This window comes from Burkholderia sp. MSMB2157WGS (assembly GCF_001532755.1).
Classification (GTDB): domain Bacteria; phylum Pseudomonadota; class Gammaproteobacteria; order Burkholderiales; family Burkholderiaceae; genus Burkholderia.
Genome location: NZ_LPJG01000001.1, coordinates 1 through 26119 on the forward strand (window position 1 = coordinate 1; position 26119 = coordinate 26119).

The 26119-nt window shown below is 70.3% G+C and carries 11 protein-coding genes and 1 pseudogene; 3 read left to right on the top strand and 9 right to left on the bottom strand.

Features of this window, described 5'->3' with window-relative positions; all coding sequences use genetic code 11:
• Positions 1-1856 (top strand): annotated as a pseudogene (locus tag WT53_RS33740) (hypothetical protein); the annotation flags it as partial.
• 292 nt (positions 1857-2148) lie between these two features.
• Here the strand turns inward: WT53_RS33740 and WT53_RS00005 are convergent.
• Positions 2149-14865 (bottom strand): autotransporter-associated beta strand repeat-containing protein, encoded by a 12717-nt coding sequence (locus tag WT53_RS00005; protein WP_060258043.1) that lies wholly within the window; start codon positions 14863-14865, stop codon positions 2149-2151.
• 733 nt (positions 14866-15598) lie between these two features.
• Between WT53_RS00005 and WT53_RS00010 the strand changes: the two genes are divergently transcribed.
• On the top strand, positions 15599-16057 hold the full coding sequence (locus WT53_RS00010) for a (2Fe-2S)-binding protein (protein ID WP_034209056.1): 459 nt from the start codon (positions 15599-15601) through the stop codon (positions 16055-16057).
• Positions 16058-16078: 21 nt separating this feature from the next.
• Positions 16079-18571 (top strand): xanthine dehydrogenase family protein molybdopterin-binding subunit, encoded by a 2493-nt coding sequence (locus WT53_RS00015; protein ID WP_060258048.1) that lies wholly within the window; start codon positions 16079-16081, stop codon positions 18569-18571.
• A gap of 314 nt (positions 18572-18885) precedes the next feature.
• Here WT53_RS00015 and WT53_RS00020 read toward each other — a convergent pair whose 3' ends face one another.
• From WT53_RS00020 to WT53_RS00055, 8 genes are read right to left on the bottom strand one after another with little or no spacing between them, the layout of a single operon-like run.
• Positions 18886-19860, bottom strand: a complete 975-nt coding sequence (locus WT53_RS00020) for a type II secretion system F family protein (protein ID WP_060258052.1) — start codon at positions 19858-19860, stop codon at positions 18886-18888.
• Between the two features lie 36 nt (positions 19861-19896).
• Positions 19897-20874: a type II secretion system F family protein gene (locus WT53_RS00025; RefSeq protein ID WP_034209053.1), complete on the bottom strand. Its 978-nt coding sequence runs from the start codon at positions 20872-20874 to the stop codon at positions 19897-19899.
• A 33-nt stretch (positions 20875-20907) separates the two neighbouring features.
• On the bottom strand, positions 20908-22275 hold the full coding sequence (locus tag WT53_RS00030; protein ID WP_034209052.1) for a CpaF family protein: 1368 nt from the start codon (positions 22273-22275) through the stop codon (positions 20908-20910).
• A gap of 18 nt (positions 22276-22293) precedes the next feature.
• The gene (locus WT53_RS00035; RefSeq protein WP_060258055.1) at positions 22294-23502 is read right to left on the bottom strand and encodes an AAA family ATPase; all 1209 of its coding nucleotides are present in this window, start codon (positions 23500-23502) and stop codon (positions 22294-22296) included.
• Between the two features lie 22 nt (positions 23503-23524).
• Complete coding sequence (locus tag WT53_RS00040; protein WP_034209050.1) at positions 23525-23968, bottom strand: TadE/TadG family type IV pilus assembly protein; 444 nt, start codon at positions 23966-23968, stop codon at positions 23525-23527.
• Entirely contained in the window at positions 23965-24498 is a 534-nt protein-coding gene (locus tag WT53_RS00045; RefSeq protein WP_034209049.1) for a TadE/TadG family type IV pilus assembly protein, read from the bottom strand. Before WT53_RS00045 ends, WT53_RS00040 begins: the two co-directional genes overlap by 4 nt.
• A gap of 13 nt (positions 24499-24511) precedes the next feature.
• Positions 24512-25783 (bottom strand): pilus assembly protein TadG-related protein, encoded by a 1272-nt coding sequence (locus tag WT53_RS00050; RefSeq protein ID WP_034209048.1) that lies wholly within the window; start codon positions 25781-25783, stop codon positions 24512-24514.
• 25 nt (positions 25784-25808) lie between these two features.
• Positions 25809-26105 carry a hypothetical protein gene (locus tag WT53_RS00055; protein WP_034209047.1) on the bottom strand — a complete coding sequence of 99 codons (297 nt, stop codon included), beginning with the start codon at positions 26103-26105 and terminating at the stop codon, positions 25809-25811.
• Between the last annotated feature and the right edge of the window lie 14 nt (positions 26106-26119).

Sequence of the window (26119 nt, forward strand, 5' to 3'; positions counted from 1 at the left end):
GCCGTGTTCGCGACCGTTCCAACGACACCGCCGAGGCCGCCGGTCCCGCCACCACCGATGCCACCCAGTGCGCCGGTGACCGTGCCAACCACGCCACCAAGCCCACCGGTCGGATCACCAACTCCACCCAAGGCACCCGTCACCGTGCCGACTGCGCCGCTTGCCGCGTTGCCCACCGTTCCAACGACGCCGCCCAGACCACCGGTCCCGCCGCCAACACCGCCCAGCGCGCCAGTCAACGTTCCGACTGCGCCCGTCGCCGTGTTCGCTACCGTGCCAACAACACCGCCGAGACCGCCGGTCGGATCGCCGATACCACCCAAGGCACCCGTCACCGTACCGACCGCGCCGCTTGCTGCGTTGCCCACTGTCCCGACAACGCCACCGAGTCCACCAGTCCCGCCGCCGATGCCACCCAGTGCGCCGGTGACCGTGCCAACCACGCCACCAAGCCCACCGGTCGGATCACCCACTCCACCCAAAGCGCCCGTCACCGTACCGACTGCGCCGCTTGCCGCGTTACCCACCGTTCCGACGACGCCACCGAGTCCACCAGTCCCGCCACCACCGATGCCACCCAGAGCACCGGTTACCGTGCCAACCACACCACCAAGCCCGCCGGTCGGATCGCCGACACCACCCAAAGCGCCAGTCAGCGTTCCGACTGCGCCCGTGGCCGTATTCGCTACCGTGCCAACAACGCCACCGAGACCACCAGTCCCGCCGCCAACACCGCCCAGCGCGCCAGTCAGCGTCCCGACTGCACCCGTGGCCGTGTTCGCTACCGTGCCAACAACGCCGCCGAGACCACTAGTCCCGCCACCACCGATGCCACCCAGTGCACCGGTTACTGTGCCAACCACACCACCAAGCCCGCCGGTCGGATCGCCGACACCACCCAAGGCGCCCGTCACCGTACCGACCGCGCCGCTTGCCGCGTTGCCCACCGTTCCAACAACGCCACCGAGACCACCGGTCCCCCCGCCAACACCGCCCAAAGCGCCAGTCAGCGTTCCGACTGCGCCCGTGGCCGTATTCGCTACCGTGCCAACAACGCCGCCGAGACCACCCGTCCCGCCACCGCCGACACCACCCAGTGCACCGGTTACCGTACCGACCACACCACCAAGACCGCCAGCCGGATCGCCGACACCACTCAGGGCACCCGTCACCGTACCGACTGCGCCGCTTGCTGCATTGCCTACTGTCCCGACAACGCCACCGAGACCACCAGTCCCGCCACCACCGACGCCACCCAATGCGCCGGTCACCGTGCCAATCACACCACCGAGACCACCCGTCCCGCCACCACCACCGCCGACACCACCCAACGCCCCCGTCACCGCACCGACCGCGCCGGTTGCCGTGTTCGCTACCGTCCCGACGACATCACCAAGCCCGCCAGCCCCGCCACCACTTCCGCCAAGGCCGCCCAGCGCACCCGTCACCGTGCCGACCACACCACCGACACCACCTGCCCCACCGCCGCCACCACCACCGACACCCCCCAACGCCCCCGTCACCGTACCGGCCACGCCTGCGACCGGCTCGAGCAATCCGCTACCGATATCGATGGTCGCGCTTCCCGTCCCCGTCCCTGCCAGCCCGATCGAGATACCGCCCGCATTCGGGCTGCCGACCGTCACCACCCCGTTCCCCCATCCCGTCACGGTGCCGACGAGTTCCCCGGGCGCGGGGGATCCGCCTGCGACGATGAGACCGTCGGATTTGCTGACACTTCCCACCGGGGAAGCCAGTACCCCCGCCTGAGACGCCGAGGCGGCCAGGCTGAACAAAGCCGCGACCGACAAGGCGATGCCTGTCAATTTCACGTTCGCTTTCGTTTTCATGAATAACCTCATTTCGGTTGGACAACCGCGGAACGGCTCGAGCGATGACGCGTGGACCCTGCCGCTGCGAAGGCGGCGCGAATCGTTCGCGGATTGCCCGATACGGCAAAGCGTTGAAACAGGTTTAAACAGGCCGATGCAACGGGACACCAGACATCAAGCGACGCACTTCATGAAAATTGATTCGCATCACGAAACTTAAGCAATGCGAACCTGATAACCGACCATCATCGAACCATCGATCGACGATTGACCGCTCACGACGATACCTTCCGTCGCGAGCGGCCCCCGCCTCCCTTTAGAACTTCCACAGCAGATTGCCGTACAGCGCGTGGTCGCTGATGCTGCCGCCGATCTGGCCGCTGTAGGACAACCCGAGCGACAGGTTCTTCGTGACGGCCGCGTCGACACCGACCTCGAGCACCGCAGCGTCACGCGCGACCGGCACACCGACCACGCTGAACGGCGAACCGCCGCTCGCGAACGACAGCCTCGACGCCGGCTGCGTATTGCCGAACGCGTGCCGCCAGCCGACCGTGCCGAACGCCGTGACCTTGCCCTTCGTCGTGACCGCGACGTCGGTCGAGGCCCGCACGCCGAGGGTCGAGAAGCCGAGGCCCGTCGTGTCGGAATCGCCCTGCAGGGCAGCCGCGCCGCCGTTCTCCTTGAAGCCGTCGGTGTGCAGGCTCGCGTACCCGAGCCCGACGAACGGTTCGAGCGCGACGTTGCGAATGGCCGTCGAGTAGCCGATCTCCGTGAACACCTGCGTCGCGTTCGCGTCGTAGCTCGCGGTGTCGTGATCGGAGAAGCTGCCGAACGACGGATTGCGCTCGCTATGCACGCGGTACCACGACTGCGACACGCCACCGCGCACGTTCCACGCGTCGTATCGGCCGCTGGCGTACAGCGCGATCGTCTCGCCGTTGACCTTCGCCGACTCGTTCTGGTCGGTATTGAGCTGGCTGCGCGACGCGCCGCCCGCGATACCGACGCGCCAGTGGCTGCTGACTTCCGCGTCCGTACCGACGACGAAGCCGTACAGGTTGCGATCGATCGAAGCGACGCCGTCGCCGTCGAACCGGCTATGCGAACCGTACAGCCGGCCCCACACCGCGGGCTTGAACGACTTGGCCGGCGTGCAGCCGTTCTCCGCGGCCATGCGCCGGTCGAGCGCCGCCGAGTGATCGTCCGCCGACACCGGCGCCTCGCATCCGCAGAGCGCCCCGCCCGGCTGCGAACCGAGCCGTGCACGATCGAGCACCGCGTCGCGCACGTAGCGGCTATCCGACAACAGCACGCTGCGCGTGCTCGGATACAGGTCGCCGGCCAGTTGCGTGAACGCACGGTTGGCGGTCGGCGCATCCGTCGTCAGCACCGTATCGAACAGCGGGTTGCCGGCGCCGAGCGTGCCGACCGCGCCCGCCACCGCTTGCCCGTCGGGCGTCGTCGCGACCGACGAGAACGGCGTGCCGTTCGGCGCCAGCGACATCAGCACCTGCGCCGGGTTGTACGTGAGCGTCGGCGTGAGGAACGCATACGTCGAGTTCACCGCGCTGAACTGCCCTTGCACGCCCGCGCCGGCATTCACGATGGTGTAGAGCTTGCCCGGCTGGTATTGCCCGGTCGCCGCGACGACCTGTACCGACCCGCCGTTGAGCGTGGCGGAGCCAGTCACGTCGAGGGCGCCGCTCTGTTGCGGCGTGGCGCCGACCTGCAGCGTCGAACCCGGCTGGAAGGTCGCGTTGCCCGCGACCTTCAGCGGCTGCCCGAGCTGGAGGACCGATGCGGTGCCGCCGCCCGACACGACCAGGCCGCCGATCGTGCCCGTCCCGGTGACGGTCGCGCCGTTGCCGACGGTCACCGGCGAGTTGGCCAGCGAACCGGTGACCGCGAGCGTGCCGCCCGTCACGGTGGTCGGCCCGGACAGCGTGCTGGTCCCGCTCAGCACCTGTGCGCCCGTGCCGGCCAGCGTCAGCGGGCCGGTACCCGACAGCGTGCCCGCGAACGAGCTGGTGCCGGCGGTATTGACGGTCAGCGGCGTCGCGCCGAGGTTCACGTTCGAACCCGTCGTGCCCGACAGCGTGCCGATCGATTGCGGTGCGGCCGAACCCGTGAGGTCCAGCGTCGCGCCGCTGCCGGCGAGCGTCACCGGGCTCGTCGGCGCAAGGCTGCCTGCGCCGGCAAGCGCGAGCATGCTGCCGCTGCCGATCGTCGTGCCGCCGGTGTACGTGTTGACGCCGGTCAGCGTCTGCGTGCCGCCGCCCTGCACCGCGAAGCCGCCGGTACCCGCGATCGTGCCGCCGAACGAACCGCCCGTCGGGCCGGCCACGGTCAGCGTGTTGCCGCCGAGATTCACGGTCGAACCCGCCGCGCCCGACAGCGCGCTGGCCGTCTGCGGCGTCGTCGTGCCGCTGACGTCGAGCGTCGCGCCGTTGCCGGCCAGCGTCAGCGCACTGCCGGCCGACAGGCTGCCGTTGCCGCCGACCGCCAGCGTGCTGCCGTTGCCGATCGCCGTGCCGCCCGTGTACGTGTTCGCGCCGCTGAGGGTCGTCGTCGACGGGCCGCTCACCGCCAGGTTGCCGCCGCCCGAGATCGGGCCGCTCAGGCCGAGGTTGTTGGCGCCGCCCACCGTCAGCGTCGAACCCGTGCCGAGGTTCACGGCGTTGCCGAGCGTCGTGCCGGGCACGCTGGTCCCGAGCGTGCCGCCGTTGCCGCCGACACTCAGCGTGCCGCTGCCGAGTGCGGTCGGCGTGCCGGCGACGAGCGTGCCGCCGCCCGTGACGCTGGTGCCGCCGGTGTACGTGTTGGCGCCGGACAGCGTCGTCGTCGCGGGGCCGCTGAGCGCGAGCGTGCCGCTGCCCGAGATCGGGCCGCTCAGGCCGAGGTTGTTCGCACCGCCCACGGTCAGCGTCGAGCCCGTACCGAGGTTCACCGCGTTGCCGAGCGTCGTGCCCGGCGTGCTCGCGGCCAGCGTGCCGCCCGCGCCGCCGGTGTTCAGCGCGCCGGTGCCGAGCGCCGTGTTGCTGCCCGCGACCAGCGTGCCGCCGCCCGTCAGGTTCGTGCCGCCCGTGTACGTGTTGTTGCCGGTCAGCGTTTCGGTGCCCGGGCCGGCCAGCGTGAGGCTGCCGCCCGCGCCGGCGATCGTGCCGCCGTACGTGCTGCTGCCCGTGCCGCCGAGCGTCAGGTTGTTGCCGCCCAGGTTCACCGTCGAGCCGGCCACGCCCGACAGCGTGCCCGTCGTCTGCGGCGTGGTCGCGCCGCTCAGGTCGAAGGTTGCGCCCGCACCCGTCAGGCTCACCGGCGTCGTCCCCGACAGGCTGCCGCCCGCGCCGATCGCCAGCGTGCCGCTGTTGATCGTCGTCGCGCCGGTGTACGTGTTCGCGCCCGTCAGCGTTTCGGTGCCGGTGCCCGACAGCGTCAACCCGCCCGTGCCGCCGACCGTACCGCCGAACGTGCCGTTGCCCGACCCGCCGAGCGTCAGCGTATTGCCGCCGAGGTTCACCGCCGAACCCGCTGCGCCGGACAGCGCGCCCGTGGTCTGCGGCGTCGTCGCGGCACTCAGGTCGAGCGTGGCCCCTGTACCCGACAGATCGACCGCGCTGCCCGCCGACAGGCTGCCGCCCGCACCGACCGCGAGCGTGCTGCCGCCGCCGATCGTCGTGTTGCCCGTGTACGTGCCGACGCCGCTGAGGGTCGTCGTCGACGGGCCACTCACCGCGAGGTTGCCGCCGCCCGAGATCGCACCGCCGAGGCCGAGATTGTTCGCGCCGCCGACCGTCAGCGTCGAGCCCGAACCGAGATTGATCGCATTGGTCAGCGTCGTGCCGGCCACGTTCGTGCCGAGCGTGCCGCCTGCGCCGCTGGTGTTCACCGTGCCCGTGCCGAGCGCCGAGCCGTTGCCGGCGAGCAGCGTGCCGCCGCCGCTCAACGTCGTGCCGCCCGTGTACGTGTTGTTGCCGGTGAGCGTTTCGGTACCGGTGCCCGCCAGCGTCAGGCTGCCGCCCGTGCCGGCGATCGTGCCGCCGAACGTGCCGCTGCCCGACCCGCCGAGCGTCAGCGCGTTGCCGCCGAGGTTCACCGTCGAACCGGCGACGCCTGCCAACGCGCCCGTCGACTGCGGCGACGTGGCCGCGCTCAGATCGAGCGTGGCGCCGGCGCCGGCCAGATCGACCGCGCTACCCGACGACAGGCTGCCGCCCGCGCCGACCGCCAGCGTGCTGCCGTTGCCGATCGTCGTGTTGCCGGTGTACGAGCTCGCGCCGGTGAGCGTCGTCGTCGACGGGCCGCTCACCGCGAGGTTGCCGCTGCCCGAGATCGCGCCGCCAAGGCCCAGATTGTTCGCGCCGCCGACCGTCAGCGTCGAACCCACGCCGAGATTCACCGCGTTGCCGAGCGTCGTGCCGGCCACGCTCGTGCCGAGCGTGCCGCCCGCGCCGCTCATGTTCAACGCACCCGTGCCGAGCGCCGAGCCGTTGCCCGCGATCAACGTGCCGCCACCGGTCAGGCTCGTGCCGCCCGTGTACGTGTTCGTGCCGTTCAACGTTTCGGTGCCCGTGCCGCCCAGCGTCAGGCTGCCGCCTGCCCCGGCAATCGTGCCGTCATACGTGCCGCTGCCCGTGCCGCCGAGCGTCAGGTTGTTGCCGCCCAGGTTCACCGTCGAGCCGGCCACGCCGGACAGCGTGCCCGTCGTCTGCGGCGTGGTCGCGCCGCTCAGGTCGAAGGTTGCGCCCGCACCCGTCAGGCTCACCGGCGTCGTCCCCGACAGGCTGCCGCCCGCGCCGATCGCCAGCGTGCCGCTGTTGATCGTGGTGGCTCCGGTGTATGTATTGCTGCCCGTCAGCGTTTCCGTGCCGGTGCCCGACATCGTCACGCCGCCCGTGCCGGCGATGTTGCCCGCGTAAGTGCCGTTGGCCGAGCCGCCGAGCGTCAGGTTGTTGTTGCCCAGGTTCACGGTCGAGCCGGCCACGCCCGAGATCGCGCCCGTCGATTGCGGCGACGACGCGCCGCTCAGGTCGAGCGTCGCGCCGGCCGCCGTCAGGCTGACCGGGCTGCTCGACGAGAGGCTGCCGTTGCCGCCGATCGCGAGCGTGCCGCTGTTGATCGTCGTCGCGCCGGTGTACGTGTTGGTGCCCGTCAGCGTTTCCGTGCCGGTGCCCGACAGCGTCAACCCGCCCGTGCCGCCGATCACGCCTGCGTACGTGCCGCTACCCGAACCGCCGAGCGTCAGCGTATTGCCGCCCAGGTTGACGTTCGTGCCCGTGCCGCCGGAGAGCGCGCCGCTCGTCTGCGGCGACGTGGCCGCGCTCAGGTCGAGCGTGGCGCCGGTGCCGGACAGGTCGATCGCGCTGCCCGACGACAGGCTGCCGCCCGCGCCGACCGCCAGCGTGCTGCCGCCGCCGATCGTCGTGCTGCCCGTGTAGGTGTTCGCGCCCGACAGCGTCGTCGTCGACGGACCATTCACGGCGAGGTTGCCGCTGCCCGAGATCGCGCCGCCGAGGCCGAGATCGTTCGTACCCCCGACCGTCAGCGTCGAACCCGCGCCGAGATTCACCGCGTTGCCGAGCGTCGTGCCCGGCGTGCTCGCGGCCAGCGTGCCGCCCGCGCCGCTCGTGTTCAGCGCGCCCGTGCCGAGCGCCGAGCCGCTGCCCGCGACCAGCGTGCCGCCGCCCGTCAGGTTCGTGCCGCCCGTGTACGTGTTGTTGCCGGTCAGCGTTTCGGTACCCGTGCCCGACAGCGTGAGACTGCCGCCCGCGCCGGCAATCGTGCCGCCGTACGTGCCGTTGCCCGTGCCGCCGAGCGTCAGGTTGTTGCCGCCGAGGTTCACCGTCGAACCGGCCACGCCCGACAGCGTGCCCGTCGTCTGCGGCGTGGTCGCGCCGCTGACGTCGAACGTTGCGCCCGCACCGGCGAGGTTCACCGGGCTGCTCGCCGACAGGCTGCCGCCCGCGCCGATCGCCAGCGTGCCGCTGTTGATCGTCGTCGCGCCGGTATACGTGTTCGCGCCGGTCAGCGTTTCGGTGCCCGTGCCCGACAGCGTCAAGCCGCCCGTGCCGCCGACCGTACCGCCGAACGTGCCGTTGCCCGACCCGCCGAGCGTCAGCGTATTGCCGCCGAGGTTCACCGCCGAACCCGCTGCGCCGGACAGCGTACCGGTCGTCTGCGGCGACGTGGCCGCGCTCACGTCCAGCGTCGAGCCCGCACCGGTCAGATCGATCGCGCTGCCCGACGACAGGCTGCCGCCCGCACCGACCGCCAGCGTGCTGCCGCCGCCGATCGTCGTGCTGCCCGTGTAGGTGTTCGCGCCCGACAGCGTCGTCGTCGACGGACCATTCACGGCGAGGTTGCCGCTGCCCGAGATCGCGCCGCCGAGGCCGAGATTGTTCGCGCCGCCGACCGTCAGCGTCGAGCCCGAACCGAGATTGATCGCATTGGTCAGCGTCGTGCCGGCCACGTTCGTGCCGAGCGTGCCGCCCGCGCCGCTCGTGTTCAGCGCGCCCGTGCCGAGCGCCGAACCGCTGCCCGCGATCAGCGTGCCGCCGCCGGTCAGGTTCGTGCCGCCCGTATACGTGTTGTTGCCGGTCAGCGTTTCGGTACCCGTGCCCGACAGCGTGAGGCTGCCACCAGCCCCCGCGATCGTGCCGTCGTACGTGCCGCTGCCCGACCCGCCGAGCGTCAGGTTGTTGCCGCCGAGGTTCACCGTCGAACCGGCCACGCCCGACAGCGTGCCCGTCGTCTGCGGCGTGGTCGCGCCGCTGACGTCGAAGGTCGCGCCCGCGCCGGCGAGATTCACCGGGCTGCTCGCCGACAGGCTGCCGCCCGCGCCGATCGCCAGCGTGCCGCTGTTGATCGTCGTCGCGCCCGTGTACGTGTTGGTGCCGGTCAGCGTTTCCGTCCCCGTGCCGGCCATCGTCAGCCCGCCGGTGCCGCCGATCGTCCCTGCATAGCTGCCGTTGCCGGTACCGGCCAGCGTCAGCGTGTTGCCGCCGAGGTTCACGTTCGTGCCCGCTACGCCGGACAGCATGCCGCTCGTCTGCGGCGTGGTTGCCGCGCTGATGTCGAGCGTCGCGCCCGTACCGGCGAGATCGAGCGCGCTGCCCGACGACAGGCTGCCGCCCGCCCCGACCGCCAGCGTGCTGCCGCCGCCGATCGTCGTGTTGCCGGTATAGGTGTTCACGCCCGTGAGCGTGGTCGTCGACGGGCCGCTGACCGACAGGCCGCCGCTGCCCGAGATCCCGCCGCCCAGCCCGAGATCGTTCGCACCGCCAACCGTCAGCGTCGACCCTGCGCCGAGATTGATCGCATTGCCGAGCGTCGTGCCGCCGACGCTCGTGCCGAGCGAGCCGCCCGCGCCCGTCACGTTGAGCGCGCCGGAACCCAGTGCGCTGCCGTTGCCGGCAATGAGCCCGCCGCCGGCGAGCGTGGTGCCGCCCGTGTACGTGTTCGTGCCGGTGAGTGTCGTGGTGCCCGCGCCGGTCTGCGCAAGGCCGCCGCTGCCGGAAATCGTGCCGCTCAGGCCGAGATCGTTCGCGCCGTTCAGGCCGAGCGTCGCGCCCGCGCCGAGCGTGACCGCATTGCCGAGCGTCGTGCCGCTCACGCTCGCGTTCAGCGTGCCGTTGCCGGTCACGTTCAATGCGCCGGAACCGAGCGCCGTGTTGCTGCCCACGCTCAGTCCGCCGCTGCTCAACGTCGTCCCGCCGCTGTAGGTGTTCGCGCCGCCGAGCGTGGTCGTGCCCGAGCCGGACTGCACCACGCCGCCCGCGCCGGAAATCATGCCGTTCAGGCCGAAGTCGAACGCGCCGCCGAGATTCAGCGTCGAACCGGCGCCCAGATCGACGGCGTTCGCCAGCAGCAGGTTGGCCGTGCTCGCGCTGAGCGTGCCGCCGCTGCCGGTGACGCCGAGTGTGCCCGTGCCGAGCGCCGTGTCGTTGCCGACCGACAGGCCGCCGGCGCTCAACGTCGTGCCGCCCGTGTAGGTGTTCGCGCCGGTGAGTGCGGTCGTTCCGCTGCCGGTTTGCGCGAGACTGCCGCCGCCGGCGATGATGCCGCCGAGGCCGAGATCGTTCGTGCCGCCGAGCGTCAGTGCCGAACCGGCGCCGAGGTTCACCGCGTTGCCGAGCGTCGTGCCGGCGATGCTCGCGGCCAGCGTGCCGCCTGCGCCGCTCGTGTTCAGCGCGCCCGTGCCGAGCGCCGCGCCGTTGCCGGCGAGCAGCGTGCCGCCGCCGGTCAGGTTCGTGCCGCCCGTGTACGTGTTGGTCCCGTTCAGCGTTTCGGTGCCCGTGCCCGACAGCGTCAGGCTCCCGCCCGCTCCCGCGAGCGTCCCGCCGAACGTGCCGCTGCCCGACCCGCCGAGCGTCAGGTTGTTGCCGCCGAGGTTCACCGTCGAACCGGCCACGCCCGACAGCGTGCCGATCGCCTGCGGCAGTGCTGCCCCGCTCAGGTCGAACGTCGCGCCGGCCCCGCCCAGATTCACGGCGCCGCCCGCGGCCAGGCTGCCGCCCGCGCCGATCGCCAGCGTGCCGCTGTTGATCGTCGTGCCGCCCGTGTATGTGTTCGCGCCGGTGAGCGTCTCCGTGCCGGTGCCGGCCATCGTCAGCCCGCCCGCACCGCCGATCGTGCCGCCGAACGTGCCATTGGCGGCGCCACCGAGCGTCAGCGTATTGCCACCGAGATTCACCGCCGAGCCGGCTGCGCCGACCAGCCCGCCCGTCGCCTGCGGCGACGTGGCCGCGCTCAGGTCGAGCGTCGCGCCCGCGCCTGCCAGATCGAACAAGCTGCCGCCGGACAGGCTGCCGCCCGCGCCCACCGCGAGCGTGCTGCCGTTGCCGATCGTCGTGTTGCCGGTGTAGCTGCCCGCCCCCGTGAGCGTCGTGATCGACGGACCGTTCACCGCGAGGTTGCCGCCGCCCGAAATCGCGCCGCCCAGGCCCAGGTTGTTCGCGCCGCCGACCGTCAGCGTCGCGCCCGCGCCCAGGTTCACCGCATTGCCGAGTACCGTGCCGCCGACGCTCGTGCCGAGCGAGCCGCCCGCGCCCGTCACGTTCAGCGCACCGGTGCCGAGTGCGCTGCCGTTGCCCGCGATCAGGCCGCCCCCGGCGAGCGTCGTGCCGCCCGTGAACGTGTTCGCACCGAGCAGCGTCGTCGTGCCGGCGCCGGTTTGCGCAAGACTGCCGTCGCCGGCAATCACGCCGCCGAGGCTCAGATCGGCCGCGCCGTTCAGGCCGAGCGTCGCGCCGGCGCCGAGGTTCACCGCGTTGCCGAGCAAGGTGCCGGCGACGTTCGTCGCGAGCGTGCCGCCCGCACCGCTGACATTCAGCGCACCGGTGCCGAGCGCCGCGCCATTGCCGGCGATCAGTCCGCCGCCGGCGAGCGTCGTGCCGCCCGAGTACGTGTTCGCGCCGAGCAGCGTCGTCGTGCCGCTGCCGGTTTGCGCGAGGCTGCCGTTGCCGGCGATCGTGCCGCTCAGGCCGAGGTCGTTCGCGCCGTTCAGCCCCAGCGTGACGCCGGTACCGAGATTGACCGCGTTGCCGAGCGTCACGCCCGGCACGCTCGCGCCGAGCGACGCCGAGCCGTTGACGTCGAGCGCGCCGACGCCGAGCGCCGCGCCGCTGCCGACGAGCAGGCTGCCGCCCGTCAGCGCCGTGCCGCCCGCGTACGTGTTGTTGCCGGTCAGCGCCTGCGAGCCGGTGCCGGACAGCGTGAGCCCGCCCGCACCGCCGATGTTGCCGGCGAAGACGCCGCTACCGCTGCCCGCCAGCGTCAGGTTGTTCGAACCGAGATCGATCGTCGAGCCCGCGACACCCGACAGCGTGCCGATCGACTGCGGCGTGGTCGCACCGGCGATGTTGAACTGCGCGCCGGCGCCCGTCAGGTTGACGGGGCTCGACGCGGCGAGGCTGCCGCCCGCGCCGATCGCGAGCGTGCCGCTGCCGATCGTGGTGCCGCCGGTAAACGTCTCGGCCGCGGTGAGCGTCGTCGTGCCCGGGCCGCTCACGGACAGGCCGCCCGCGCCGGAAATGATCCCGCCCAGCCCCAGATCGTTCGCACCCCCAACCGTCAGTGCCGCGCCCGCGCCGAGCTGGATCGCATTGCCGAGCACCGTGCCGCCGACGGTCGTGCCGAGCGAGCCGCCCGCGCCCGTCACGTTCAGCGCCCCCGTGCCCAGCGCGGCGCCGTTGCCGGCGAGGATTCCGCCACCGGCGAGCGTCGTGCCGCCCGAGAACGTGTTCGCGCCGGTCAACGTCGTGATGCCCGAACCGATTTGCGCGAGGCCGCCGGTACCGGCGATCACGCCGTTCAGGCCGAGATCGTTCGCGCCGGTCAACGCGAGCGTCGCGCCCGCGCCGAGGTTCACCGCATTGCCCAGCGTCGTGCCGCTCACGCTCGCGCCGAGCGCGCCGCCCGTGCCGGCGACGTTCAGCGCGCCGCTGCCCAGCGCCGTATTGCTGCCGGCGAGCAGCGTGCCGGCGCTCAGCGTCGTGCCGCCGCCGAAGGTGTTCGCGCCGGACAGCGTCGTCGTCCCCGTGCCGCTCAGCACGAGACCGCCGGTGCCGCCGATCGCGCCGCTCAGGCCGAGGTCGTTCGCGCCGTTCAGCGTCAGCGACGCGCCGTTCAGGTTGATGCCGTTCGCGAGCGCCGCGCCGGCCGCCAGATCGGCGCTCAGCGAACCGCCGAGACCGCTCACGTTCAACGCGCCGCCCACGCCGAGCGCCGAGTTGCCGCCGACGATCAGGCTGCCGCCGCCCGTCAGGCTCGCGCCGCCCGTGAACGTGTTCGCACCGGACAGCGTCGTGGCGCCGGTGCCGCCGAGCGCCAGGCCGCCCGCGCCCGAGATCGCGCCGCTCAGGCCGAGATCGGCCGCGCCGTTCAGGCCGAGCGTCGCGCCCGCGCCCAGGTTGACCGCATTGCCGAGCACGGTGCCGCCGACGTTCGTCGCGAGCGTGCCGCCCGCGCCGGACACGTTCAGCGCGCCCGTACCGAGCGCCGCGCCGTTGCCGGCGATCAGCCCGCCGCCGCTCAGCGCCGTGCCGCCAGAGAACGTGTTCGCGCCGAGCAGCGTCGTCGTGCCGGCACCCGATTGCGCGAGGCTGCCGCTCCCGCCGATCGCACCGCCCAGGCTCAGGTCGGCCGCGCCGTTCAGGCCGAGCGTCGCGCCCGCGCCCAGGTTGACCGCATTGCCGAGCACCGTGCCGCCGACGCTCGTCGCGAGCGTGCCGCCCGCGCCGGATACGTTCAGCGCGCCCGTGCCGAGTGCCGCGCCAGTGCCGGCGATCAGGCCGCCGCCGCTCAGTGCGGTGCCGCCCGAAAACGTGTTCGCGCCGAGCAGCGTCGTCGTGCCGGTGCCGCTTTGCGCGAGGCCGCCGCTGCCGGCGATCGTGCCGCCGAGGCTCAGGCCGGCCGCGCCGTTCAGGCCCAGCGTCGCGCCTGCATCGAGATTCACCGCATTGCCGAGCAGCGTGCCGCCCACGTTCGTCGCCAGCGAGCCGCCCGTGCCGCTGACGTGCAGCGCGCCCGTGCCGAGTGCCGCGCCCGTGCCGGCGACGAGCCCGCCGCCGCTCAACGTCGTGCCGCCCGTAAACGTGTTCAGGCCGAGCAGCGTGGTCGTGCCCGAGCCGGTTTGCGCCAGCCCGCCGTTGCCGGCGATCACGCCGCCCAGCCCGAGATTGGCCGAGCCGTTCAGACCCAGGGTGACGCCGGTGTCGATGTTCACCGCGTTGCCGAGCACCGTGCCGCCGACGCTCGTACCGAGCGTGCCGCCCGTGCCCGTCACGTTCAGCGCGCCGCCGCCGAGCGCCGTCGCGGTGCCGACGAGGAGCCCGCCGCCGCCCGTCAGATTCGTTCCGCCCGTGAACGAATTGGCGCCGTTCAGCGCCAGCGTGCCGGTACCGCTCACGTTCAGCGCACCGGCGCCGCCGATCGCACCCGACAACCCGAGCCCGGTCGCGCCGTCCACCGTCAGGCCGCCGGTCAGCGTCACGTTGTTGAGCAGGTTCACGCCGGCCGTGCCGGCCTCGAGCGTGCCGCCACCGCCGACGATCGTGCCGGTGCCCAGCGCGCCGGCGCCGTGGACGATCGCGGTGCCGCCGGTCAGCGACGCGTTCGTCGCGGTCGATGCGCCGGTGATGTCCCACGTGCCGCCCTGCACGGCGAGGTTGTTGAAATTGCCGTACGTATCGACCGCAATGGCGCCGTCCGCCGCGCCGCCGGCGGCCGTGTTCAGCTGCAGGTTGAGCGTGTTGTTGCCGCCCAGCCCGGCGTCGACGCCGAGCCCCACCGACGACCCGGTCAGCGCGTTGAACGTGTTCGACGTGCCGAGGGCCGCGCCCAGCGACACGTTGCCCGTGACGGTGCCGGCGTTCGTGAACGTGTTCCCTGCGCCCGGCGTGCCGCTGGGCGCGAGCGCCACCGAACCGTTGATCGTGCCGCCGCTCGCGTTGGTGAAGTTGGTCTGCGCACCGCCCGACGTGGTCACGACCTGCGCGGTCGGCCCCGCGCCGAAGCCGAGCAGGCCGGTCGTACCGATCGTGCCGGCGTTCGTGATGTTCGTCGTGCCGCCGATGCCGTTGTTGACCGTCAACGCCGGCCCGTTGACCAGCGAGCTCGTCGACCCCATCATCACGCCCGTGCTGGTGTTCGTGACGTTGACGGTGCTCGCCGACGCGCTATTGCCGACCACCGTGCCGTTCGACACGACGCTCAGCCCGGACAACGCGGGGTCGATCCGGCCGTTGTTGGTCAGCGTGACGCCGCTGCCCGTCAGCGACAGCGCGGTGCCGCCGAACAACGGCACCACGGAAATGGTCGCGCCGGGCTGGACGGTCAGGTTCAGATTGTTCGTGCCGTTCGAATAGGACGTGCTGGCTCCGGTACAACTGACGGTCGTCGTTCCGGTGCAGGCAGCCAGGGCGTCGGCGGGGACGATCCCGGCGCCGACCAGCGCGACCAGCATGCCGGTCGGGACGAGGAATTTCGGACGTGCTTCCGCGCGCTTTTTGTTCGAGCCCATGCGCATACGCATAATCACACCTTCCCATAAGAGAATCGACGACACCGGGCATTCGCCGGCGCATTCAAAATGCCGGGGATAAATACCGGAATGCGTTATTCGACGTTTTTCGGAAAATACCGTCCCATCACCAATCCAAAGCGGCTGGCCGGATTAAAAACAAACAAGAACGAATCGACGAGAATTATTGAATCGGCATATTTTACTTTTAACCCCCTTCGTCACCCGGTAAATTTTCCACTAATCAATAACAGTCGTTTTAACGACACCGGAAACGTTGCCTCGACGAGCACAGCTCATCGCATATCCGTCCATCCAGGCCAACAACGCATCCATGCCGAAACCCCGCCCGTACGGGGCCTCCCGCCCCACAATCAAACGCCGCCCGCTCCCGTCGGATAACCGCGCGCCTGTTGCCCCGCACACCGATTCGTCAGTGCCTGCCGCCCGATCCGCCTGTCTCCCGGCGTGATCGCGAGTCAAATATAGGCCCGAGTCGCAAACGTTTTCCATCGGCCGGGTATTTTTTTGGCAAAACTCAATATTCTTTCATTCACATTAATTCATTGGCACGCGAGATGAAAATGATTCTCTTTAAATAAATCACGAAAATCATTAAGAAAGGCAAAAAAATCAAATTCCCCGGTGCAGGTTTTTTAGCGAATCTGCTTTAATTGGTTCAGATTCGCTGCATTGCCTTTCCGTCTCGCGGGCGATAACGAGGTATCCAACGGAGAACTTCACGATGGTGACGTTGAACATCAACAACCGGCCGGCCGAGATCGATGCCGATCCGTCGACACCGGTGCTCTGGGTGCTGCGCGACAACCTCGGGCTGACCGGCACCAAGTTCGGATGCGGCACCGGCGACTGCGGCGCCTGCACCGTTCACGTCGACGGCCGCCCGGCCCGAAGCTGCACGCTCGCGCTGTCGGCGGTCGGCAGCGCGCGCATCACGACGTCCGAACATCTCGCCGACGATGCGGTCGGCAAGGCCGTCCTCGACGCATGGATCCGGCACGACGTCGCGCAATGCGGCTACTGCCAGAGCGGCCAGATGATGAGTGCGGCCGGCCTGCTGCGCGGCAACAAGGCGCCGACCGATGCCGACATCGATCGCGCGATGGCCGGCAACCTGTGCCGTTGCGCGACCTACCAGCGCATCCGCGCCGCGATTCACGATGCGGCTCACGCGCTCGCCTGAGCCTGCCCGGAGACTGTGACCATGCGTATCCGCACTTTCGGGCGCCCGGCAAGCGCCGACACCGCCCATCGCGACGCGCCGCCCGCCACCGGAGCCGATGCTCCGATGCCCGGCCGGCGCGGCTTCCTGAAGCTGACGATGGCGGCAAGCGGCTGCCTCGCGCTCGGCATCGCGCCGACGCGCGCCGCGGCGCAAGCGGGCAAGACCGCGCCGGCTTCGCCACCGCAAGCATTCCTGATCATTGCGCCCGACAACATCGTGACCGTCGCCGTCAACCGGACGGAATCCGGCCAGGGCGTCAGCACCGCGCTGCCGATGGCGCTGGCCGACGAGCTCGACGCCGACTGGCGCAACGTGCGCACCGTGCTCGCGCCGGCCGGCGAGCCGTACAAGGATCCGGTGACGGGCATCCAGATGACGGCCGGCTCGACGTCGGTCAATCACTCGTTCGCGCAATACCGCGAACTCGGCGCCTCCGCCCGCGCGATGCTCGTCACCGCGGCCGCGCAGCGCTGGAACGTCGATCCCGCCACGTGCCGGACCGCGAATGGCGTCGTGACGTCGGGCAATTACCGTGCGACCTACGGCGAGCTCGCGTCGGCCGCGATGGCGATGCCGGTCCCGCAGCGGGTGCCGTTGAAGTCGCCGGACCAGTTCCGCCTGATCGGCAAGCCGACACCGCGCGTCGACGCGCGCGCGATGCTCGACGGCACGCTCAAATACGGGATGGACTGGCGCCTGCCGGACACGATGGTGGCCGTGGTCGCGCGCCCGCCGCGCTTCGGCGGCAAGGTCGCGAGCTACGACGCGGCGGCGGCCCGGGCCGTCAAGGGCGTGGTCGAGGTCGTCGAGATCCCGACCGATCGCGGCGGCACCGGCGTGGCCGTGATCGCGAACGGCTACTGGCCGGCCAAGCTCGGCCGCGATGCGCTGAAGGTGACGTGGAAGGACGCCGGCTCGACCGTCACGTCCGCCGAACAGATGCAGGCGTACAAGCAGCTCGCCGGCACGCCGGGGACCGTGGTGCGCACGGCCGATGCCGGCAGCGCGCCGCCGGCGGCGACGCGGATCCAGAAGGACTACGAATTTCCGTATCTGGCGCATGCGGCGATGGAACCGCTCAGCTGCACGGTCGACGTCGGGCCGGCGAACTGCGCGTGCGGGATCAAGATCTGGGGCGGCTCGTCGCTGCAGACCGCCGACCGCGCGGCCGTCGCGAAGGCGCTCGGCGTCGCGCCGGAGAAAGTCCAGATCTTTACGCTGACGACGGGCGGCGACTACGGCCGGCGCTCGACGCCCACGTCGGACTACGTGGTCGAGGCCGCCCGCGTGTCGTCCGCGTACCTCGCCGCCGGCCATCTCGGCCCGGTCAAGACGATCTGGACGCGCGAGGACGATCTGCGCGGCGGCTATTACCGCCCGATGGTGCTGCATCGCGTCGACATCGGCGTCGACGGCAGCGGCGCCGTGCGCGACTGGCAGCACGTCGTCGTCGGCCAGTCGGTGCTGAAGGGCTCGCCGCTCGAGCGCACGGCGATGCTCCGGCGCGGCACCGATCCCAGCCTGACCGACGGCGTCGCGAACAGCCCGTACGGCTTCCCGATGCAGGTATCGGTCCATCAGACCGACGTCGACGTGCCGGTCCAGTCGTGGCGTTCGGGCGGCCATACGCATACGGCGTTCGTGATGGAAACGCTGGTCGACGAACTCGCGCACGCGGCGCGCCAGGACCCGGTCGCGTACCGGATGGCGCGGCTGGCCGGCCCCGAGCACGCGCCGCATCGCCAGGCGCTCGCGCTGGCCGTCGACAAGTCCGGCTACGGCACGCGCACGCTGCCGGCCGGGCACGCATGGGGCGTCGCGATGCACGAAACGGCCGGCTCGGTCGTCGCGTACGTGACGGAGGTGTCGATCGAGGCGCAGCAGCCGCGCGTGCATCGCGTGACGGCAGGCGTGTATGCGGGCCGCATCGTCAACCCGACCGGTGCGGAAGCGCAGATCCAGGGCGGCGCGCTGTTCGGTCTCGCGACGACGAAGCCGGGTTTCGCGATCGACGTCGACCACGGCGCGGTGCGCAACGCCGGTTTCGCCGACTATCCGCCCGTGCGCATGCAGGAAGCGCCGCCGGTGGACGTCTTCTTCGTGCCGTCGGACGCCCAGCCGACCGGGTTGAGCGACGCCGGCGTGCCGCCGATCGCGCCGGCGGTGGCCAACGGTGCGTTCGTGCTGACCGGCGAACGGATGCGTGCGTTGCCGTTCGCGCCGATGCTGGTCGCATCGGCCGCCCCCGCGATGCCGGAGGCCCCTGCTGCGGCCGTCGAAGAGGATCCGTACGGCGACCTGCCGGCCGGCGGTTGCCGGATTCCGCACAAGGTCAAGCGGGCCGCGTTGAAGCCCAAGGCCGACCAAAGCCACGCAGGCGTCGGCCAGGCACCCGCCGTGCCGAAATTCCTGCGGCCGAAACGGCGCGCCGGGATTCCGTGCATCGAGGATCTGAAGAAAGGCACGGTGTGACGTAGACGATCCGGCGCGCGATCGATACCGGCAGTCGTTTTCAGTGACGCGCCGCGCGCCGGCCGCCCCGATACGGGGCGCCGCCGCTTCGAGCGGTTAGCAGTAGGGGGCAGCCGCGAAGGCGGTGGACTACGGCTTGTTCCATGGCCGACCATGGGTCCAGGATGCCTCGACGCCGCTATGGTCGACCTGTCTCGCGGCGCCGCCTGGGGAGGAAGCCTCCATGAAGCCTGTTGCCGTGCCGGCCGCCGGATCGCCCGGGGCCGGCACGCAAGATCGCGATCGATGCCGGTAAAGCCGCTGCGCTCCGCCGTTCACTGCGCGATGCCGACGAACGTCGGCAGCAGCACGCGATAGACGTGAATCATCGCCGGGCCGAGCAGCACCATCATCAGCGCGGGGAAGATGCAGAAAATCAGCGGGAACAGCAGCTTCAGCGCGATCTTCGCCGCACGTTCCTCCGCACGCATCCGGCGCCGCGTGCGCAGCATGTCCGACAGCACGCGCAGCGATTCGCCGATGCTCGTGCCGAACCGGTCGGCCTGGATCAGCATCGCGCAGAACGATTCGATGTCCTCCACGCCGGTGCGCAGCGCGAGATTGCGCAGCGCCGTCTCCTTCGTGAAGCCGGAGCGCATCTCGAGCAGCAGCAGGTCGAGCTCGCTCGCGACCACCTCGCTGCGAAACCGCAGCTCCTCGCTCACTTTCATCAGGGCTGCGTCGAGCCCGAGTCCCGCCTCGACGCACACCGTCAACAGGTCGAGCGCGTCCGGGAAATCCTCGAAGATCTTCTGCTGGCGCACCTTGGCCCGTTGCGACAGCACTACGTTCGGGATGTAGTAGCCGATGCCGGCGAGCGCCACGAGGATCACCGACAGCAGCGCACGCTCGTCGCCGAGCGGCGTCGTGATCAGCACCAGCAGCGCCGCGCACGGCAGGCCGAGCGCGAGCATCGTCTTCGCGGTGAAATACAGCGCGGCCGCGCTCTGGTTGCGCCAGCCGGCGTTCATCAGCCGGATGCGCAGCGGCGAATTCTCCCACCCCTCCTTCGGCACCGACAGCTTCGAAATCGGGGTGGACAGCTCGACCAGCTTCGCGACCCAGCGCGACGCCATGTCGTCGCCCTGACCCGGGCCGGCGACGGCACCCACCCCGGCCCCGCCGGCCTGCTGGATCCGGCGCTGGATGCCGCGCGGCGCGAACAGCAGCATCGCGACGAGCACGCCGCCGGCCACGACGATGAACAAGCCGCCCAGCATCACGGCCTGGACCACGCTCAGGTTTTGCATGACAGCCTCGCAACGGTTCGTTATTCGGCTCGCGCGTCAGACGCGAATACGGACGATACGACGGATCCAGAACAGGCCGAACAGCATCGACACCAGCATCGTGCCGACCATCCGGATCCCGGCCGGATCCTCCCAGAGCACCGACAGGAACTCGCGGTTCAGCAGCGCCATCACCGCCGCGGTGCCGAACGGCAAGAGCCCGAGAATCCACGCCGACAGCCGCCCTTCCGCCGACAGCACGCGCACCTTGTCGAACAGCTTGAAGCGCTCGCGGATCAGCCCGGCGATGCTGTCGAGCAGCTCGGCCAGGTTGCCGCCCGTCTCGCGCTGGATCAGCACCGCGATCACGAAGTAGCGCAGATCCTGCACCGGTACGCGCGTCGCGAGATTCATCAGCGCGTCGTGCAGCGACACGCCGTAGTTGACCTCGTCGAACGTGACGCGGAACTCGCCGCCCATCGGCTCGGAAAACTCGTCGCCGACCATCCCGAGCGTGCTCGTGAACGAATGCCCGGAGCGCAGCGCGCGCGCGATCATGTCGCAGATCTCCGGCAACTGCCGCTCGAGCTTGCGCAGCCGGCGCGCGCGGCAGCGCAGCACGTACATCATCGGCATCCACCCGGCGAACAGCGCGATCGGCACCGCGGCGAGTTGCGGCAACCGCGCGAAGCTCGCCACGAACCACGCGAGCGCCGCGAACGTCGCGCCGAGCGTGATCAGCTTCGGCAGCGTCCAGTCGAGGCCCGACTGCTGGATCACGAGATCGAGCGCGTGCACGCGCGGCACGCGCAGCAGCAGCCGGTCGAACGGTTTCGACTCGTCGAGCATCCGCTTCTTCAGGATCGACAGCCGCTCCTGCTGGACGTTGCCGCCGGCCGACATCGCGCGGATGCGCGATTCGATCCGGCGCGCGGCGGCGCCGTGCCGCGCGTTCCACCATTGATAGACGCCTTCGATCGACAGCACGACCGCGACGAAGGTGAGAATCACAAAACCGTAAAAGATCGCATTCATGAGGCCTCCCCGGCAGCGCACGGCGCCCTGGCGTCAGTCCGTCTCGTAACGCACGGACGGGTCGTACAGCGAATCCGGCAGGTCGATACCGAACGCCTGCAGCCGCTCGACGAACTTCGGCCGCACGCCGGTCGCGCAGAAGTGGCCGCGCACCGACCCGTCGCGGTCCACGCCCGTGCGCTTGAACGTGAAGATCTCCTGCATGTTGATGATGTCGCCTTCCATCCCGGTCAGTTCCTGGATGCTGACGATCTTGCGCTTGCCGTCCGTGAGCCGCGCCGCCTGCACGACCACCGAGATCGCCGATGCGATCTGCTGGCGCATCGTCTTCGGCGGCAGCGTCAGGCCGGACACGCTGACCATGTTCTCGAGCCGCGTCAGCGCATCGCGCGGCGTGTTCGCGTGGATCGTCGCGAGCGAGCCTTCGTGACCGGTGTTCATCGCGTTGAGCATGTCGAGCGCTTCGGCGCCGCGCACTTCGCCGAGGATGATCCGGTCCGGGCGCATCCGCAGCGCGTTGCGCACCAGCGTGCGCTGCGTGATCTCGCCCTTGCCTTCGATGTTCGGCGGCCGTGTTTCGAGCCGCAGCACGTGCGGCTGCTGCAGTTGCAGCTCGGCGGCGTCCTCGATCGTCACGATCCGCTCGTTGCGCGGAATGAAGCCGGACAGGATGTTGAGCAGAGTGGTCTTGCCGCTGCCGGTGCCGCCCGACACCAGCACGTTCACCTTCGCACGCGCGAGCGCGTCGAGCAGCTCGGCCATCGGCGGCGTCAGGCTGTGGAAGCGCACCAGGTCGTCCATCTTCAGCGGGTTGACCGCGAAGCGCCGGATCGACATCAACGGCCCGTCGATCGCGGACGGCGGGATGATCGCGTTCACGCGCGAGCCGTCCGGCAGCCGCGCGTCGACCATCGGGCTCGATTCGTCGATACGGCGGCCGACGCGCGACACGATCTTCTCGATCACCTTCATCAGGTGCGCGTCGTCGTAGAACGTCACGTCCGTCAGTTCGAGTTGCCCGCAGCGCTCGACGTAGACCTGCCGGCAGGTGTTCACGAGGATGTCGGAAATGCCGGGGTCGCGCAGCAGCGCTTCGAGCGGGCCGAAGCCGAACATCTCGTCGTACACGTCGATCGCGAGCTGCCGCCGCTCGATGTCGTTCGCGGGCAGCCGTTCCTCGTCGAGGATGCGCGCGATCAGCGCGCCGATTTCCATGCGGACCTGGTCCTGATGCAGTCGCGACAGGCGCTCGAGCTCCACGCGCTCGAGCACGGCCAGGTGAATTTCGCGGCGCAGCTTCTGGTATGCGTCGCGCACCGACGAATGGGCCGGGCCGGCCGGCTCGCCGCCCGCCGCCATCGGCTGGGCCCGGTGCAAGGACATCTGTTCGCGCAATGACATGACGGTTCCCCGAAAGAATTACATCGACTTGAGCTTCGGCGTGGCCTTGCGGCCGAACAGCCGGGACATCAACGGTTCGGTGCGCGTCGCGCTGCGTCCCGCGCGCACTTCGCCGTCGACGAGTTGCTTCGCATAGCCCTGCAATGCCCGTGCGACCGCCGAGCCGCGCGCGAGCCGCGACACCGGGTGGCCCTGGTTGATCGCTTCGAGCACGATGTCGGCGTCGTCGGGAATCGTGCAGGCCGCATGCAGGCCGAGCACTTCCTCGAGCGCGGTGCGGGTCCGCTCGCGCGCGCGCGTCGCGCGGTTCACGATCAGCCGCAACTGGTCGGTCGAATAGCCGAGCGACACGAGGATCTCCAGCAGCCGGCGGCCGGCGCGCACGTGCGGCATCGCGGGCTGCAGCACGATCTGGATCTGGTCGCTGCGATCAAGCGCGACCATCGACAGCGGGTTGATGCCGACGCCGACGTCGAAGATCACGAAGTCGTAGCGCGGCGCGGCGACCCCGAGAATCCATTCGAGCGCGTCCTCGTGCACCTCGGCGGCCTTGACCGGGTCGCCGGCGCCGGCCAGCACGTGAAAATTTTCCGTCACGTGCGCGACGCTCGCGTCGAGAAACGCGCTGTCGAGCCGCTCGATCTGCGCGCACAGCTGCGGTAGCGTCGACGGCGGGGTTTCGTCGCTGACGAGGAACGCCGCGTCGGCGAACTGCTGGTTCACGTCGATCAGCAGCACGCGGCGCTTGAAGCCCTCGGCGATCTCGAACGCGACGTTGCCGGCCGCGAAGCTCGTGCCGGCCCCGCCCTTGCACGACATGAACGACACGATCCGCGTGTCGTCGGTATCGCGCCGCGTGCTTTGCGCGGCCGCCCGTTCGAGCGCGTTGCCGAGCGCCTGCACATCGAGCGGCCACTGCAGCACGTCGCGCGCGCCGGCGCGCATCGCGTCGAGCAGCACGTGCGGCGATGCGTCGGCCGTCACGAGGATGCAGGTCAGGCTCGCGTGCGCGCGGCAGATGCGCTCGATCGCCGCCAGCTCGAACGGGTCGAGCGACGTGCCGTCGATCAGCAGGACGTCGAACGCGTCGAGCCCGTCGGTGCGATGTTCGATCTGCGACGGGCGGCCGGTGGCGCGCGTCGTGCGATAGCGTCCGCTGTCGGCCACGAGCCGCGCGATCTGCGAAAGCCGCGCGGTATCGTCGGAAGCGACGAGGATATTGATCATGTCGTGTGCCTCGTGTGTTCGATCAGTTGCAGGCGGAGCCGCCCGTCGCGGAGTTCAGGCTTTCGCGCGGCAGCGTCGTCGTGAACGGCGGCATCGTGACCGTGATGTTCACGAACGGAATCATGGTCTTGACGGTGACGTTCGTGACGCTCACCGTCACGAACGAGCACGTGTTGATGTCGCAACTCGACGGCGTGTAGTTGACCGACACGTTCGCGCTCGACAGCAGCGGCAGCAGCGATCGCACGCGCTTCACGACGCCCGCGGCGTTCACGTCGCAGACCACCGCCGTGCGTGCGCCGAGGCGCACGGCTTCGCTCGCGGTGTTCCAGTAGAACAGCACGCGGCCGAATTCGAAGATGCCGATCAGCAGCACGATCAGCACCATCGCGATGAGGGCGAACTCGACGATCGCCGCGCCGCGCTGCGCGCGCCGGCGCGACCGCGGAAATTGGCGCGCGTTCATGACACCTGCCTCATCACGGTGACGATGTTGCCGAAGGTGATCGACGGCAGCGCCGGATACGCGGGAATCGGCTGGTACTTGTAGCCGCTGATCTTCACTTCGACGACGTTGATCGCGCCCGTGGCCGTCCCGCTTGCCGTGTTGTTGTCCGCGTCGTAGGTCGGCAGGTTCGCGAACTGCGCCGGGTCGGACGCATCGCTGCAGCCGGTCGTGCGCTGGGCGTCGCAGATCGTGACCATCGACGTCGTGAGCCCCGGCACCAGCTCGGTGCCCGACGTACCGCACGTCGTGCTGCCGTACACGACCAGACACTGCGCCTGCGACACCGGATACGCGCTGTCGGTCGGCAACCAGACCGACAGGTAGCGCGCCGCATCGCGGGTCGCCTTGGTCAGCGTCTCGTACTGGTAGATCGCCCGGCCGAACTCGGCCACGCCGGTCGCCAGCAGGATCATCGGCATCAGCACGAGCGCGAACTCGACGGCGACGGCGCCCCGGGTGCGCGAACGACGAATCGGCAGCTTCTTCATGACCGTCTCTCCGCTATTGAACGAGCATCGGCACCTGGGTGCCCGACGCGCTGCCGCTGCCCGGCAAGCCGTGCGTCGCGCACGGGTTGTTGCCGGAGACCGACGAGCCGAGGTATTCGAGGTGCGCGACGACCGTGCCGCTGCCGGCGCTGAACGGAAGCGGATCGAGCATCAGCACGCAATCCCATTGCGTGACGTGGACCTTGCCGCTGTTGCCCTTCAGCGTCGAACAGTCGCCTTCCGGCGCGAGCGCGAGGCGCCGGTCGCCGCCGTACGTCGTGTAGTTGCTCGCCGTCGCCGTGCCGTTGGTCGCGATGCCGCTGCCCGACGGCGGTGCACCGTCGCCCTGGTACGACTTGAAGCTCGCGCGGTCGGCCACGAACTGCGTGTACGCGTCACCCTTGATGCCCGCCGTTCCCGGCGGCCCGTAGTTCGGCCCGACATACGCGTAGCCGGTGAAGTCCGGCTGGCCGCTCGAGCCGTTCGCGCCGTTCGTATAGATGCCGAAGCGCGTATTCCACGCACGCTGCGACGCCGACTTCAGGCCGGTGGTGCTCAGGTCCGGCGGGCTCGTGATGTTGCAGGTATTGCCCGACAGCTCGCTCGCGAGCGTCGTCTCGCTCGTCGACCCGTCGAGCGCCGCCCAGCCGAAATTGCCGGGCCCGTAGGTCGACGACGACCCGGACGGCGACGAGATCCAGTCGCCGACCTTGTAGGCCGGATCGGACGGGCCGCGGCACACGAACACGGGAATCGCACAGGTCGTCTGCCCGCCACCGACGGTCGCGATCGCGCTCGCCGACACTTCCGCCGCATTCGCGAGCTTCGTGCCCGGCAGCACGTTCAGCACTTCGATGAACCAGTGCGCGATGTTGCTCAGCGTCGCGGTGCACTGCACATACTTGATGTTCGACGGTTTCGTGACCGCATTCTTGGCCAGGAACGGGTTGCTCAGGGAATCGCTGAACGTGACGTTCGCGTTCGTCGACATCTGCACCGACTTCTTCTGGAAAAACACGAAATTCAGGTGGCCGGCCGCGATGCCGTCGGCTTCGGCCACCGACAGGCTGATCGCCGTCGTCAGGTCGCGCGCGGCGGACAGCGCGCAGGCATCGGCACTGTTCTGCAGTTCGCTGCGCGTGACGTACAGCTTGCCGAGATCCAGCGCGAGCCCGACGAATCCGATCATCACCGCCAGCGAAAGGCCGACGATGATCGCGACGGCACCGCGCTGGCGGTGCAGGCTGCGACGCGTGACCTTCGGATAGCGGGCTGCGCTGTTCATGGCGTTCTCCCTGAGCGTGCCGTCGTTACTGGGTGGACTTGCCGATGCCGATCACGAACGCATTGGCGGGCGGCAGGGTCTGCTTGAACGACTTGTCGTAGTTGTCGAGCGCGGCCGCGGCGGCGGCGCCGTCGATCCCCGACGCCGACGCCGGATGTTCGCCGGCATGCGGATCGATGATCTGGGCGTGCATCACGGTGCGGACCGAGTCGCCGAAGCGGCTGTCCCACACCGGGGTCGACGACATGCAGCCGGCAAGCGCGAACGCGAGCGGGACGGCAAGCGCCGCACGGCGCACGCATACGAGGTAGGCGGATTTCATGAGCTTCCCCTTGG